Raw genomic sequence first — 14,235 nt, forward strand, 5'->3', positions numbered from 1 at the left:
TCGAGACGCAATGGCAACTCGCCGCGATCACGATTCCTGATCGCCGGATGCAGCCATCGCGCACGCGCGGAGCAGCGGCGCGACTTGCCGCGAGGTGGCGTCCGCCCGCACGGCGAGCGCGGTCGGCATGGTCAGCGCCGGCTCGGTCGGCAGGAACCGCACCTGTGGCGAATGCAGCGCCCGCGCCTGCGGCTCGTAGAGCACTGTCCAGCTCGGGGACCCGGAACCGATCGCGGCGATCAGGTCCTGCAGCGTGCCGGGATGGTTCCCGAGGATCGGTGTGAATCCCGCGGCGGCGCAGGCATTCAGCACCAGGTCGACCAAGGGCGGGTTCAGCCGCCGCGCCACGATCCGCAGCGGCAGGGTGGCCAACTCGGCCAGCCGGATCGGCGTGTCCGCGGCTCGATCCGCTGACGACGGCAGCACCACCAGCAGCCGGTCACGCCACACCTCGACCAGCTCGACGCCCGGCGCGGAGCTCACGCCGCGCACGAAGGCGGCGTCCAACTGCCCGCCGGCGACCCGCTCCAACCGCGCCCGCGTCGGCGCGCTCACCAGCTCGGCCGCCGTCCCGGGCAGCAGCTCACCGAGCGCGCGCAACACCCGGCCCAGCCGGTCACCGAGACCGGCGCTGCTGCCGAGCCGCACGGTGCGCGACGCGCCGGTCGCCGTCGGGTCGGCGACTGCGCCGCGGGCGCGCTCGGCTGCCGCCAACACCTCGCGGGCCGCGGGCAGAAACCGGCTGCCGGCCACGGTCAGGCGCACCGTCCGCCCCGAGCGGTCGAACAGGACGACACCGAGTTCGCGCTCCAGCCGGGCCACCTGCTGACTCACGGCGGGCTGCCCGATCGACAGCGTGGCTGCGGCCCGGCCGAAGTGCAACTGCTCGGCCACCGCGACGAAGTACTCAAGCTGCCGCAGCTCCACGCGCTCATCCTGCCAGCCACCCAGACCCACAGGGCGCGTCGGCAGCTCGGAATGCGAGTGCCGGTTTGCGTTTGTAGCCATCTGCCGAAGCAGCTCGCAGAGGGGGGCAAGGACCCTTCGCGGGTGTCTTTCGATTGGACCCCGGCCTCAAGCCAGGAGGCGAGGCCGGGGCCCGTACGACTAGAGCGCAGACCCAGAGGTCATCCCCAACGCTGGTCCCGAAGCCGTTTGTTTCACCGGCCGCATCGGAGCGCACTGCCTCGAAGTCTAGGCGAGAGCCGCACTCTCAATGCACCGGCGGCCACTGACCGGCGGTGAAAACGGCAGTACCCGCCGGGACGTGCCCAGCAACCCGCACGAGTAACCGCATATGCCACGGTGCGCCAGGCCCGTTGTTCTGAAGGACGGTTGCCTGGCCACCCGCAGCGCGCACTAGGCGCGCGTAGTCGATCAAGAGGTCGGGCACCCACCCGACTGGCACGCCGTCCGGGGTTGTCAGCAGGAGCGCGTCGGCATTCGCCTCGTTGGCGCTGTCGTCGTCGATCGAGAGCTCACTACCTGCTCGGAGTTGGTCGACGGCCGTTGAGGTCCGGCTCTCGGGTCCTGCGTAGCGAGATCCACGAACTAGGAAGATCGATTCTGTGGCTCCGTCATCAGCGACAACGGGTGCCTCGACCAGCAGGACGCTGTCGCCCTTCTGCTCCCCCCCCGCTGCGACTCAGAATGTCCAGTCGGGATGCGTCAGGCGGAAGGCCGAGTTGGCGTAGGTATTCAGGAAAGTCGGGACGCTTCCGGTCCATGATCCGTAGGTCGAAAAACGGCCACAACCGCATCGATTCATAGACTCGCTTGAGGTCGGGGAACCCGATGAATGGCCTGAAGCCGTCGACCTTGTCCTGGACGCCTGCCAGGTACTGGAAGCGATAGCCTGTCGCGCTGTGATCGAGTACAGCGACGGGGGCGATGAGCCGTAGCGGTCGGTTCCGCCACGCCACGGCGAATCGACGCACGGCACGATCAACGTCTGGTGAGAGCAGCTCAGCGGACGACATCGATCAACCTCCCTCGGTTGATCAACACGAGCTCAGTGATGAACCGCCGGGTCGCAGCGGACAGGCCCGGCGCGGACTCGACCAGCCCCTCGATGGAACCAGCATCCACCGACAGGATCCTCTCGTGCCAGTAGGTGCCAGTGTCCGATGGGCAGTGTGCGACTGCCGACGCGGCGAGATCGACCAGCGTCTGTCGTTGAACTCCCCGTTGGTGCTCGAATCGTCTTGCCCGGCCGCTGTGCGCCCACTCTGCGACCGTGCCGCTATCCACGTGGTGGGCGCGGGCTTCCTCGGTCAATAGGAAACCCAGACTGGCGGCGTGGTCGAACGATGCGCACAGCGCTTCCGGTGCGCTCGATCCGGGCGGCGGAACTAGCACCGCCCAGTTTCGGTCGTGACGATCGCCATGCGCGATGAGCGCATCGAACAGGAGGTAGCCGTGAACACGTCGAAGGCGCCGAACTCCGGTGGCAGATCCGATTCCGGAGGTGGCGCGAAGCGCTGAAGTGCTTCACGTATCGCCAGGACGTTGTACCCGCGCTGTTCAGGATCATCAGGGTCGTAATCCGGCACGACCTCGGGCATCAGGGTACGCCCGGCCTGCAATTCCCAGTTCGGCGGGCGCACATCCTCCACGAGCGCACCGCGAACACCGTCCCTCCGTGCCAGGTCGACAGGTGCTGCCGGCACCCCGAGAAGGCGCGCGATTTCGCAGGCGAGCTTCTCGGCGACGTCCTCACCTGCGGAGCGCTCGCGCTCCAAGCGAGCTGGCTTGAACAGCCAGGTTCGCTTCTGGGCCGGGTGCCGGAGCCAGCGATGGGGATGGCGGCCCTGCTTCTCCACGCCGGCAACCGTCCAGTCATCGATGGTGAGGACCGGCCAAGGCTCACCCATCTGATGGGCCAGTCACTCGGCGGCTGCCTCGAGCGTCGTCGCGCACGACCTCCAGGTCATGGCGCGATTCCCGCCCAACAGCACCGATCATTGTCACCGAGGACTTGCGCCCGAAGGGTGGATCGGCCACGTGCCAGCCCGCGGCGGTCAGTTGAGCGTCGATCAGCACGCGAGCGCGCTGCTCCGCGTACAGACCGTCGGCGCTCACGGGCAGACGATACTGCGAAGATCACGCTCGCCGGTCGCCCTGGGGCGCGAGCAGGTGCCACACGGAGCCGCAGCCCCTGCTAACCGCTCACAGTGGGCCGCGATGCCAGCGGACGGGTCCGGCCACGATCGGCGGCGTCGGCACGCTGCTGCCTCGTGGCGGCCGGGGATGTTGCGGCTGCCGGCGCACGATCACGGGCTGTGATCGCGCGGCCACACCTCGGTCGTAGGCGGCGCGCCGGACGGGGTCGCCGAGCACCGAGTAGGCGGCAAGCACCTGCTGAAGAGCATTGTCGGAGGCAGTGGCGTGGGCTTGGTCGCCGATCCCGCGAGTGTCCGGGTGGTGATGCCGCAGCAGGCTCCGGTACGCGTGGCTGATCTCCGCCGGGGTTGCCTGCGCGGTGATCCCCAGAACGGCGTAGAGGTCAGGTGTTTCGTCGCTCATGATCGCAAGGTGTGGGGTCCGCCGGCGAGTCCCGGCCGGTCGGCCGGGACTCGCCGGGCCGATGACCGTGCCCGGTCCGCGTGGTGCTGTGCGCCGTGGGCGCGGACGCCGCGCGGTATGCGTCGGGCGCTCGAAGGAATCGGGTGCGGACGGAGCCATCGGTCACCGACTGATGGTGGATCGGTATTCGGGTCTGTCACCTGCCTCTCGGTCTCGAGACACCTCTGTCGACATCGGGACGTCCGCAACATCGGGACGTCTGCAAGGCCGGAGGAGAACGTTGCCGGCGCCGTGCTCCGATGCAGCCGTGGCCGCACGTACCCGGTGGGGTGGTGAACGGCGCCGGACGCCGGGTGGGTGGGCGGTGGGACCGCTCGCGGTCGCAGCGGCCTCCCGGTGCGTCCGGCGGCGGTCCGGGCCACTCCGCCGCGACGATCGCGTCGAATTCGGCCCGCAGCAACTGTTCGTCCGCGCACACGAGGGCGACGAACTCTTCGTCCTCGACAGCGCGCGTGCGGCCGGGTCCGGTCAGGGCGACCATGACGTCACCTGCCCGGGTCAGGCGTTGATCGCCTGCCGGTCCTCGCCCTTGCTGCTGATGACGATCTTGCGCGGCTTGGCCTGCTCGGCAACCGGGATCAGCAGGGTGAGCACACCGGCGTCGTAGCTGGCCTCGATGTGCTGGGTGTCGAGGTTGTCGCCGAGGATCAACTGCCGGCTGAACACCCCGCGCGGGCGCTCCGCTGCGATCATCTCCGCGTTGCCGTCGCGGGTCGGGCGTTCGGCCTTGACGGTCACCACGTTGCGTTCCACGTCCAAGTCGATCGACTCCGGGTTCACGCCGGGAAGGTCGAACTCGACGTGGAACGTGTCGCCCTCGCGCCACGCGTCCATCGGCATCACGGCCGGACGCGCCAGCGTGCCGTTGGCGCCGAGGACCTGCTGGGTGAGCCGGTCCAGCTCACGGAACGGATCGGTGCGCATCAGCATCGGTGTCCACCTCCATCGCGTCGTTCTGTTGATGCTCGGCCATAGCTCGCTGGGTACGATCTATGGCATGCGCTGTAGATTTCTTTTAGCACATGCGGAATGCTGTCGCAAGAGGGCAGCAGCCCGATCCGCTGAGAAGGAGAGCCGTTGATGGGGGCACCCCGGCCTGACGATGCACGCGGCGTGTTCGGCATCTCGGTGGCCGCCGAGCTGGCCGGCCTGGGCGCGCAGACGCTGCGGCTCTACGAGGCTCGCGGCCTGCTCGAACCGGCCCGCACCGAGGGCGGTACCCGCCGTTACAGCGTGAACGACCTCGACCGGTTGCGGCGCATCAGCGACCTGCTCGCCGCCGGGCTGAACCTGGCCGGCATCCGCATGGTGCTCGACCTGCAGGACGAGAACAGCGAACTGCGGGCGGGTGACCCGCCCACGCGCCAGAGCGCGCAAGCGCCGCAACCGAGACGGCGGTCGCGGCGTCCGGAGCAAGGCTGACCGCGAGTTGCCACGCCGGCGCCGAGCACCGGAACTCAGCGCTGCGTCGCGTCCGCGGGGCCCGGCTTCTCGGCCGGCGCGCCGGTCAGGTCCACGCACAGCCGCCAGAGCTGTCGGCGCTGCTCGCACGTTTCGCGGGTGCGGCGCAGGTAATGCAGCGGCCGCGGGGCGCGGTCGTGCCACAGCCGGCCTGTGCCCAGGCCCGGGACGTCGGTGGCGGCCAGCCAGGTGACGGTGTCCGCGCCCTGATCGGCCCCGCGCAGCAGCGGCCGGGTCAGGGCGGCGAACCGGGGCAGCGACGTCGCGACCCCACCGGTGGCGACCCAGCCCGGGTGAGCCGCGTGCACGCCGACGCCCGTCCCGGCCAGGTGCTCGGCCCACAGCGTGGCCATTACGGCCTGCATCCGCTTGGTCCGCGCGTAGGCCGCGGCACCTCGGTAGTCCCCGCGCTCGTACTGCGGGTCGGACAGCTCCAACCCCTGCGTGTACATGCCGCCGGAGGTCAGCCAGATGACCCGGGCGTCCGCCGCGAGCGAGGGTGCCAGCAGCGCGGTCAGCAGGTGGGGACCGAGTACGTGCGTGGCGAGGGTCAGCTCGTTGCCGTCGACACTGACCTGCCGCGTAGCAGGCAGCACCCCGGCGTTGTGGACCAGCACCCGCACGCCGGGCGCGACGGTCGCGGCGTACTCGCGCACCGCAGCCAGTGAGCTGATGTCGCACCCGTCGACCCGGACGTCGGCGCCCGGGACGGCCTCGAGCAGGTCGGCGCGGGCCCGCTGGCCGGCGGCGGTGTCGCGCACCACCAGGTGCACCTCGGCGCCGAGCCGGGCCAGCCCCTCGGCGATCGCCTTGCCGATTCCGCGGTTGGCGCCGGTCACGAGGGCCGGCCGCCCGGCCAGCGCTCCGGGTGGCGGGTCGGCCGGCCAGCGCCGCCGCCGTAGCATCGGGCCGAGGCGGGTGTAGCCGAGCAGGCTGCGGTCCAGGAGACGGTCCCAGGTGGCTTCGCGGGTCACCTGCTCGCGGTGCCCGGTCACGACGGCTGCTCCGCCGCGCCGGGGAGCCCGGCCCGGCCGAGCTGGTGGGCGAGGGCGTCGGCCAGCCGCGGATGCCGGAACCGGTGGCCGGTTGCCGCGAGTCGAGCCGGCGTCACGTGCTGGCTGGCCAGCGCGATCTCCTGCGCACCCTCGCTGCCCAGCAGCAGCCGGGGCCCGATCGCGGGCACCGGCAGCAGCGCCGGGCGGTGCATGACCCGCGCCAGCGTGCGGGCGTAGTCGCCGGCGCGGACGGCGTGCGGCGCGACGGCGTTGACCGGTCCGCGCAAGCTCTCGTCGCGCAGCGCGTGCAGGTAGACGTCGAGCAGGTCGTCCAGCCCGATCCAGGACAGCCACGCATCGGCGTCCCCGACCGGGCCGCCCAACCCGGCGCCGAACAGCGGGCGCTGCACGCGCAGCGCACCCCCCAGCGGCGACTGCACGACGCCGGTGCGTACTTGCACCACCCGCACCCCCGCGTCGGTGGCCGGCATGGTGGCCTGCTCCCATTCGGCGACGACATCGGCGAGGAAGCCGTCGCCGCGCTCGGCCTGCTCGTCGAGCACCTCCTCCCCGCGCCGTGGCCCGTAGTAGCCGATGGCGGAGGCGCAGACGAACACCCGCGGGCCGCCGGACGCGCGGGCGGCGACCTCGGCCAGGCGCCGGGTGGGCCCCACCCGGCTCTCTCGCACGGCCCGCTTGTGCCCGTCGGTGAACCGGCCGGCGACGGACGTTCCGGCGAGGTGGATGACGGCGTCCACTCCGTCGAGCAGGTCGGCGGCGGGCGCGGCCGGATCCCAGTGCCGCGCGTCCCGGCCGGCCGGCGTGCCCCGAACCAGCCGGATCACCCGGTGCCCGCCGGTGGACAGGAACGCGCACAGCGCCGTCCCGATCAATCCGGAGGAGCCGCTCACCGCGACGGTCAGCGGGGCACCCGACCAGTAGCCGTGTGCCGCGAGGTCACCGGCGAGTTGCCGGTGCCGATAGGCCAGCATCGGCGCCAGCAGTCGCGCCGGAACCGGGGTGTCGATGCGGTCACGGACCTCGGTGTGGGCGTCGTCCACGGCCGCGAACGTGTGCTCGTGCCGCCAGCGCAGCGGCAACGACACCAGCTCGTCGACGAACCGGTACGGCGCCTCGAGGTCGCGGTGCTGCGCCACCCAGCGCAGCCCACCGGGCAGCGACAGTTCGGCGCGGCCGTCGCGCAGGTCGTCCGCCTCGCGCCGCACCCGGACCGGCTGCCACGGCGGGAGCAGCCGGGTCAACGCGCCGGGGCGCTCGTGCCAGGCGAACACCTGCCGCAGCGGTGCCGCGACGACGCTGCGTGCCTCGGCGCTCATGCTCGCTCCAATACCGAAGACACCTGCACCGGGCAACCCGCTCGTGCTTCCGGGCGCGGCTGAATCGCCAACCCCCGGCGCCACAGGCCGATGCCGTGCAGCCGGATCAGCACAGCTTCGCGCAACGGCATCGGCAAATGCCACAGCGCGGTGCGCACCACCTGCCGCCGAGTCGCCGGTACGAGCCGGGCGCGAGTGCTGGCGGTCAGCACCCGCTCGGAGTCGACGTCGAGGCCGACGACCACGCCGAGCTCGTCAGCAGACAACTGCAGCCGGACCGCGTACTCGCCCTCGACGCCGTTGAACGGCGAGACGTACAGGGCTTTCGCGGTGCGTGCCCGGCCGCGATCGTCCAGGTCCAGCAGGTATGCCTGACGCGAGCCGTAGGTGTTGTGCACCTCCAGGACTGCGGTCCGCGACCTGGCGTCCTGGCCAAGGACCCAGTAGACGGTCAGCGAGTTGAACACGTGTCCGAGCACCCGCGCATGGGTGAGCATCAGCAGCCGGTCGCCAGGGCGCACGGGCCGGTCGTGGCGGGCCAGCAACCGGCGCAGGTCGCCACCGATGCCGCCTGCCTGCCCGCCGTCGAGGTGGTCGCGCGCGTCGAAGCGTGCCAGGGGTCTCAGCGGGCCGAGATCCGGCAACGCGTCGAGATCCACGAGCCATTGGTAGTGGCGGTGGGTGAAGGTGTTGTGCAGCGGCGTGCGGCGGATGTGTCGCACGGTGCCGACGGCAAGCGCGGGCAGCGGCGGCAGCGCGGCGGTCACCAGCGGCCCCCGAACCGTCCGGCGGCCTCGACGCCGGAGCGGCAGCCGTCCTCGTGGAACCCCCACCCCAGATGGGCACCGGCGAAGGCGAGCCGCGGCCCGCCCGCCTCGCGCAGCCGCGCGCCGGCGGCTACCGCAGCGTGGGTGAAGACCGGGTGCTCGTAGCGCATCCGCGCGGTCACCAGGTGCGGTGCCACCCGGCCGGGCGCGTTCAGGGTGACGAGGTGATCCGCCGAGTCGTCCAGGCCCTGGAGGCGGTTCATCCAGTAGCTGACGCACACCCTGTCCGCCGGGGTGCTGCAGGAGGCCATCCGGTAGTTCCACGACGAGCGCGCGCGGCGCGCAGGCAGCAGCGACGCGTCGCGGTGCAGCCAGGTCTCGTTGACCGAGTAGCCGATGGCGCCCAGGTCCTCCTTCTCCGCCGGCGTGGCGTCGGCGAGCAGGTCCAGCGCCTGGTCGGCGTGCGTGGCCACCACGGCCACGTCGAACTGGTGCAGCCCGCCGTCGGCGGTGCGCACGTCGACACCGTCCTCGTGCCGGGTCAGGGAACGTACCGGCACCCGGGCGCGGCTGTCGCGGAGCCGGGCGACGATCGCGTCCACGTACGCGGCGGACCCGCCGACGACCGTGCGCCAGGTGGGCGAGCCGGTGATCGCGAGCATCCCGTGATGGTCGAGGAACTGGAACAGGTGGCGCGCCGGGTAGGCCGTGGCGTCCAGATCGCCGGCCGACCAGACGCACGAGACGAGCGGGATCGCGAAGTGCCGCACGAAGTACTCGCCGAAGCCGCCGGCCGCAAGGACGTCGCCGAGGGAAGCGTCCTGCAGGTGAGCCGCGCGGCCGTCCAGCACCCGGCGGGCGAGGCGGTGGAAACGCGGCACATCGGCCAGCATGCCCAGGAACCGTGGTTCTACCGCCCGGCGCGGCTGTGCCAGCAGGCCGGGCAGGCCGCGCCCACCGGCGTAGGACAGTCCGCACCCGTCGCAGGTGATCGACATGCTCATCTCGGTCTGGCGGGTGCGGACACCCAGTTCGGCGAACAGCCTCAGCAGGTGCGGATAGGTGCGCTCGTTGTGGACGATGAAGCCGCTGTCGATGCGTAGCTCCCCGCCGTCGGAGCCGGGCACGCGGTGCGTGTGCGCGTGGCCGCCGAAACGGGAGTCGGCCTCCAGCAGCGTCACGTTGTGAGTGCGGGAGAGCAGGTGGGCTGCGGTGAGGCCGGAGATGCCCGCGCCCACCACCACGGCGCTCCGCCGCGTCGCGCCTGCGCCGCTGCGTACGTCGGTCCTTGTCGAATCCATTCCTGAAATGTAGAGTCTTTGTATAAGGTTTGTCAAAAGATTGGACAGAGACTATGCGGCTTGACCGGAGCGTGACCGTGCGCCAGCCCCTGGATCGGGTTTTCGGCTACCTGGCGGACTTCACCACCACCGAGCAGTGGGACCCCGGCACGGTGCGCACCGAGCGCCTGTCCGGGGACGGCGGTGTCGGCACCCGGTATCGCAACGTCTCGCGGTTCCTCGGCCGACGCACCGAGCTGGATTACGTCGTGGTCGACCTGCTGTCCCCGCGGCTGATCCGGCTGCGCGGTCGGAACGCCACCGTCACTGCGACCGACACCATGCAGCTCGCCGCCGCCGACGACGGGACGACCCAGGTGCGCTATCGGGCCGAGTTCGAGTTCCACGGGCCGGCCCGCCTGGCCGCGCCGCTGCTCCGGCCCGCTCTGAAGCGTTTCGGCGACCGCGCGGCGGCGCAGCTGCGCGCGACGCTCGACGCGCTCTGAGCCAGACTGCTCACCGTGTACACGATCCGGATGGCGGCGCGGGCGACCGGCGTCAGCGAGGCGACGCTGCGGGCCTGGGAACGCCGCTACGGCGTGATCACCCCCCAGCGCACCGAGTCCGGGTACCGGCTCTACGACGACGCCGCGATCGAGACGGTGCTCGCCATGCGCGACCTGGTGGCGCGCGGTGTCGCACCCAGTCAGGCGGCGGTGCAGCTGAGTGCGACGGTCACGGCGGACTCGGACACCGCGCGTGACGTGCCGCACGACACCGCGGCGTTCCTCGCTGCCGCGCGTGACCTCGACGCGGCGGCGCTCACCCGCTGCCTGGACGAGGAGTTCAGTCGCGCCTCGTTCGAGCGCGTGGCGGACGGCTGGCTGATGCCCGCACTCGCGGCTCTCGGCACCGCGTGGGCCGACGGCACCGTGAGCGTCGCGGGGGAACATCTCGCCGCACAGTGCGTGATGCGCCGCCTGGCCATGGCGTACGAGGGCGTCGGGGAGCGGCCGGGCGGCCCCCGCGTCGTGATCGGACTGCCGCCGGGAGCACGCCACGAACTGGGCGTGCTCGCGTTCGCGGTGGCCGCCCGCCGCGCCGGGCTGCGGACCGTCTTCCTCGGAGCCGACGTCCCGGAAGAGGACTGGTTGACGGCGGCGGACGCGCTGCGGCCGTGGCCGAGCCGCGCGGTCGTGGTCGGGGTTGCCGCACGTCGCGATGCCCGAGCGGGGGCCGGCGTGCTGACGCGCCTGCACGAGCACGATCCGGACCTGCTGATCGCCGGTGGCGGCCGCGCTCAGGACCTGCTGCCGGAGCCGTGCCTGCGGCTGGGCCACGACCTGGGCGCTGCGGCCGCGACGCTGTCCGCGGCGTTGGCTCGCAGCGGCCGAAGGTGATGTACGCGCCGAGGATCTCGGGCCTGTGACGGTGCCCCCGGCAGGATTCGAACCTGCGACGCCCGGCTTAGGAGTCCGGCGCTCTATCCCCTGAGCTACGAGGGCGGGGACCGAAACCAACAGTGGCGGCAACTCCGTGCTCCCGAAAGCCCGGGTGCAACGCTCCGGCTGACAGGTGCTCGGACCGCTCCGTGAGGTGCCGAGCCGCCGTGCCCAGTGTCCCACGAGCGGTCGATCGCCGAATTCCCGGTGGTGACCGGGCAGAGCAGGCAGAGCGGACGAGCGGTGATCGGTACCCATAGAGCCCTCGTGATCGGGGTCTGCTGGCAAGAACGCCTGCAGACCCCGATGTCCGGTGCAACACCACCACCGAACCCGGAAAGCCGGCCGAAGCAGTGCCGGCGTGGCCCTGGGCGGGAACGTCAACCTAGTCGAAAAGTCGTCTAGTCGAAGGCTGTCTGGTCCAAGATTGTCCGATCGAGGACGCCCGGATCGGTGCGCAGCAGGTCGGGCGGCAGCAGTTCGAGCACGGCGGCGACCGCATCGGGCAGCGCGGTGTCGGCGTAGCGGGCGGCGAGCGCGCCGGCGAGGTCGGCGTACGACACCGCGTCCCAGCGGCTGCGCACTTGCGGCTCGCGCTCCTTCAGCGGCCGGTCGGACGCGCTGAGCACCAGCCAGCGGACGTCCGTCACCGACGGGACGACCAGCTCGCCGGGCAGCCAAGTGCGGCTCATCACCCACGCGTCGTGCTGCGGGATCGCGGTGACCAGGTGCCCCTGCGCATTGGGGCGCGGCAGGTGGTTGTGGCCGTCGCATCCGGCGGACCACTCGTGCGGCGCGTGATCGCTGAGCTCGATCGCCCAGTGCCGCCACAGTTCGACGCTGCCGGGTAACCGCGTGCCGTGACTGATCGACGCCGCTGACACCCACTTCGGCCGCGGTGTCTGCCCGTCGATCGCGCTCGCTACCTCGACGACGACGTGCACCTGGTGCCGGACGTCGGCGAGCACCAACACGGCAGCCCCGTGCGGGCGGACCAGCACCGGCCACAGCCGGACGCCGATCAGCGACGCGGGCGGGAAGCCGCCGAACACGGCGGTGAGGCCGGGCTGCGCCTCGCCAGGACGCGGCGCGTCCCACAGCAGGTCGGCCTGCGCCAGCGCCGCGCCGAGCGTTGGACCGTCGACGCGCTGTTCCGGCGGCGAATCGGCATCGCTGAGCAGCTCGTCTCCCTCGGCCGCCGGTGGCTCGACGGGGACGCGCTGCTGGGCACGTCGACCGAACACCTGGGACCAATCGGCCCACGCCGCGCGAAGCTGAGGCGGGCTCGCTCGATACCGGGCTCGCCGCTACATCCCGCGGCCGGAGCGGATTGTTCCTCAAGTTCGCCTCCGGCCGGCCGATGTAAGGGCATCTGACCTACGTTCGGCGACGACGGGGAGCGCGAAGTGACGTATCTGCTGGTGATGCTCGGGTCCGTCGGCGGAGCCGTCGCGCTCGTCGCCGTGCTGTGCGCGCTGAGCGCCTCGTGGCACGCGACCGACCCGCAACTGCTGGGTCTGATCGCCCTCGGCGACGAGTCGCTGACCCCGCTCGCCGCCGAACGCGCCGTGACCGACGACCTGCTCGCCGGCATGATCACCGGCACCGAGTACCGCGAGGTCGCCGGTGCCCTGGCCGCGCGCGAGCCGCAGCCGGCCGCGCTGCTCAAGCTGACCAGCTGACCAGCTGACCGGCGGACGGCAGGCTAGCCGACCGGGACGGTGAGGGTCGCCGGCGACGCCAGTGTCACCGTGCTGCCCGGCACGCTCTGCCCGAAGTAGCGCGCATCGACCGTGTCCACCACGAGCGCGAGCTGGTGTCCAGGAGCGAGCGTCCACGAGATCGGCTGCAGCGCGATGGTCGCGGCCCGCGCGGTGCCGGCGACGGTGATCGCACCATGCGTCATCAACCGCCCCGACCCGCCGGTGCCGACGTCGTAGAGGTAGCCGAACAGCGAGACAGCCGACGCGCTCGTGCGAAGCGCCAACCGCACCTGCGCGATCCCGTTCACCGTGACCGAAGCGGTCGCCGCCGGCGCCGACCAGATCGCGGCTCCGTCCGGCGCGGACACCGGTAGCGACAGCGTCGGCTGCCGGTAGGCGGTACCGGTGGAGTACTGCTCCGGTCCGGCATCGGCCGCGGTCGCGACTCCCGCGGCAACCGGGTACGTCCACGCCGCCGCCGACGTGCCCACCGTGCCGCCGTATGCCGGATTGCCCCGCGCCGGATTGCCCCGCGCCGGATCGCCCAGTGAGAACGCGGTGTCCTTGCCCGCTGCCTGCCAGCTGCGGTAGCCGTGCACCTGCCCGGTCGCGACGTCCTGCAACTGCACCGGGTCGGCGCCGGTGATCGAGTTGTGGTCACCGCGCAGGTAGTGCCCCATCCACCGTCCGGCGTTCTGCCACAGGGCGCTCTTGTGGCCCTGCAGCCCGGCGAGGGCCGAACCCGAGTGGTCGCCTGCCGCGAGCTCGAGCCGCTTCGGGGCGGTGAGCGCGTCGAAGAACGGCACCACCGCGGCGGGCGGCAGCAGCGAGTCCTCGTAGGTGTCGCCGAGCATCACCGCGGTGCCGTGCCTGCCGAGGGCAGCCACCTCCGCGATGGCCGAGCGCGTTGCCGACAGGGCGCGGTACGAACCGTCGGCCGCTGCCGCCTTTCCCGCCGCGAGGTCGGCGACGAGCGCGCGCACCTCAGGGCTGAACGCACTCGCCGGCAGCGGGCGGAACAGCGACGCGTACGACTGCTTGCTGGGCGTGTTGCCCGGCGCGAGGGCCTGCGCCAGGTCTGTCCAGCCGCTGAAGGAGACCACCGCCTTCACCCGCGCGTCGTGTTCGGCCGCGAGCAGCGAGACGCCGCCGCCGTACGAGGCACCGAGCAGGCCGACCGCGCCCTCGTCCGCCGGCAGGTGCGCCAGCGCCCAGTCGATCACCCGGCTCACGTCCGATACCGTCGCCGGGCCGGCCAGGTCGATCAGCCCGCCCGAGCCGCCGAAGCCGCGCTGGGCGTAGCTGACCACCGCGAAGCCGAGCGCCTGGAAGCCGGCCGCGACGTACTGGTACTCGCTCGCGTGCGAGCCCCAGCTGCCCGGCATCACGATCAGCGGAAACCGCCCCGTGCCCGAGGGCACGTAGCTGATGGCCGAGAGCTCGACGCCGCCGGTGCCCGCGATCGTCCTGGTCTCGACCCGGCCGGCCGCCGGTGAGCCGGACGAGCCGGAGCGGTGCAGCACGACCACCAGCACGCCGGTGAGTACGGCCGCCACGGCGACAACGGCGAGCGCGAGCCACCGCGGGGATCGGATTCGCATCAGGCGGTCCATTGTGCCGGGACAAGTGGGCGGGCCGCCTCTCGAGGCGGCCCGCCCACCGATC

The 14,235-nt window shown here is 71.9% G+C and carries 16 protein-coding genes and 1 tRNA gene; 4 read left to right on the plus strand and 13 right to left on the minus strand.

Features of this window, described 5'->3' with window-relative positions; translation table 11 throughout:
• Window positions 1-27: 27 nt before the first annotated feature.
• The 6 genes from M6B22_RS14645 to M6B22_RS14670 all read right to left on the minus strand — a co-directional run bounded on the left by M6B22_RS14645 (window position 28) and on the right by M6B22_RS14670 (window position 4,515).
• On the minus strand, window positions 28-927 hold the full coding sequence (locus tag M6B22_RS14645) for a LysR family transcriptional regulator (RefSeq protein ID WP_269442302.1): 900 nt from the start codon (window positions 925-927) through the stop codon (window positions 28-30).
• A gap of 1,038 nt (window positions 928-1,965) precedes the next feature.
• Window positions 1,966-2,277 carry a hypothetical protein gene (locus tag M6B22_RS14650; RefSeq protein ID WP_269442303.1) on the minus strand — a complete coding sequence of 104 codons (312 nt, stop codon included), beginning with the start codon at window positions 2,275-2,277 and terminating at the stop codon, window positions 1,966-1,968.
• 74 nt (window positions 2,278-2,351) lie between these two features.
• Entirely contained in the window at window positions 2,352-2,822 is a 471-nt protein-coding gene (locus tag M6B22_RS14655; protein WP_269442304.1) for a hypothetical protein, read from the minus strand.
• Between the two features lie 43 nt (window positions 2,823-2,865).
• A complete protein-coding gene (locus tag M6B22_RS14660) occupies window positions 2,866-3,081 on the minus strand; it encodes a hypothetical protein (protein WP_269442305.1) in 216 nt (71 codons plus the stop codon).
• Window positions 3,082-3,168: 87 nt separating this feature from the next.
• Window positions 3,169-3,525 (minus strand): J domain-containing protein, encoded by a 357-nt coding sequence (locus M6B22_RS14665; RefSeq protein WP_269442306.1) that lies wholly within the window; start codon window positions 3,523-3,525, stop codon window positions 3,169-3,171.
• 558 nt (window positions 3,526-4,083) lie between these two features.
• On the minus strand, window positions 4,084-4,515 hold the full coding sequence (locus M6B22_RS14670) for an Hsp20/alpha crystallin family protein (RefSeq protein ID WP_269442307.1): 432 nt from the start codon (window positions 4,513-4,515) through the stop codon (window positions 4,084-4,086).
• 150 nt (window positions 4,516-4,665) lie between these two features.
• On the opposite strand from M6B22_RS14670, the gene M6B22_RS14675 reads away from it, so the two are divergent.
• Complete coding sequence (locus tag M6B22_RS14675) at window positions 4,666-5,007, plus strand: MerR family transcriptional regulator (RefSeq protein ID WP_269442308.1); 342 nt, start codon at window positions 4,666-4,668, stop codon at window positions 5,005-5,007.
• A gap of 35 nt (window positions 5,008-5,042) precedes the next feature.
• On the opposite strand, the gene M6B22_RS14680 is transcribed toward M6B22_RS14675, so the two are convergent.
• Genes M6B22_RS14680 through M6B22_RS14695 form a run of 4 tightly spaced genes read right to left on the minus strand, consistent with a single transcriptional unit; the run spans window position 5,043 to window position 9,446 of the window.
• Entirely contained in the window at window positions 5,043-6,041 is a 999-nt protein-coding gene (locus M6B22_RS14680; protein WP_269442309.1) for an SDR family NAD(P)-dependent oxidoreductase, read from the minus strand.
• The gene (locus tag M6B22_RS14685) at window positions 6,038-7,378 is read right to left on the minus strand and encodes a TIGR01777 family oxidoreductase (protein ID WP_269442310.1); all 1,341 of its coding nucleotides are present in this window, start codon (window positions 7,376-7,378) and stop codon (window positions 6,038-6,040) included. The genes M6B22_RS14680 and M6B22_RS14685 overlap by 4 nt, the downstream gene beginning before the upstream one ends.
• Window positions 7,375-8,148, minus strand: coding sequence for a DUF1365 domain-containing protein (locus M6B22_RS14690; protein WP_407935712.1), 774 nt, complete (start codon window positions 8,146-8,148; stop codon window positions 7,375-7,377). Before M6B22_RS14690 ends, M6B22_RS14685 begins: the two co-directional genes overlap by 4 nt.
• On the minus strand, window positions 8,142-9,446 hold the full coding sequence (locus M6B22_RS14695; protein WP_269442312.1) for an NAD(P)/FAD-dependent oxidoreductase: 1,305 nt from the start codon (window positions 9,444-9,446) through the stop codon (window positions 8,142-8,144). The genes M6B22_RS14690 and M6B22_RS14695 overlap by 7 nt, the downstream gene beginning before the upstream one ends.
• 77 nt (window positions 9,447-9,523) lie before the next feature.
• Between M6B22_RS14695 and M6B22_RS14700 the strand changes: the two genes are divergently transcribed.
• Together M6B22_RS14700 and M6B22_RS14705 are read left to right on the plus strand one after the other, a co-directional pair.
• The gene (locus M6B22_RS14700) at window positions 9,524-9,931 is read left to right on the plus strand and encodes an SRPBCC family protein (protein ID WP_331459736.1); all 408 of its coding nucleotides are present in this window, start codon (window positions 9,524-9,526) and stop codon (window positions 9,929-9,931) included.
• A 15-nt stretch (window positions 9,932-9,946) separates the two neighbouring features.
• On the plus strand, window positions 9,947-10,825 hold the full coding sequence (locus tag M6B22_RS14705; protein WP_269442314.1) for a MerR family transcriptional regulator: 879 nt from the start codon (window positions 9,947-9,949) through the stop codon (window positions 10,823-10,825).
• 32 nt (window positions 10,826-10,857) lie between these two features.
• On the opposite strand, the gene M6B22_RS14710 is transcribed toward M6B22_RS14705, so the two are convergent.
• Window positions 10,858-10,930 (minus strand) — tRNA-Arg (locus M6B22_RS14710).
• 338 nt (window positions 10,931-11,268) lie between these two features.
• A complete protein-coding gene (locus M6B22_RS14715; RefSeq protein ID WP_269442315.1) occupies window positions 11,269-12,111 on the minus strand; it encodes a hypothetical protein in 843 nt (280 codons plus the stop codon).
• 162 nt (window positions 12,112-12,273) lie between these two features.
• On the opposite strand from M6B22_RS14715, the gene M6B22_RS14720 reads away from it, so the two are divergent.
• The gene (locus tag M6B22_RS14720) at window positions 12,274-12,549 is read left to right on the plus strand and encodes a hypothetical protein (protein WP_269442316.1); all 276 of its coding nucleotides are present in this window, start codon (window positions 12,274-12,276) and stop codon (window positions 12,547-12,549) included.
• Window positions 12,550-12,572: 23 nt separating this feature from the next.
• Here the strand turns inward: M6B22_RS14720 and M6B22_RS14725 are convergent, their stop codons facing one another.
• The gene (locus tag M6B22_RS14725) at window positions 12,573-14,171 is read right to left on the minus strand and encodes an alpha/beta fold hydrolase (RefSeq protein ID WP_269442317.1); all 1,599 of its coding nucleotides are present in this window, start codon (window positions 14,169-14,171) and stop codon (window positions 12,573-12,575) included.
• Window positions 14,172-14,235: the final 64 nt, after the last annotated feature.

It is taken from the genome of Jatrophihabitans cynanchi (assembly GCF_027247405.1).
GTDB classification, from domain to species: Bacteria; Actinomycetota; Actinomycetes; order Mycobacteriales; family Jatrophihabitantaceae; genus Jatrophihabitans_B; species Jatrophihabitans_B cynanchi.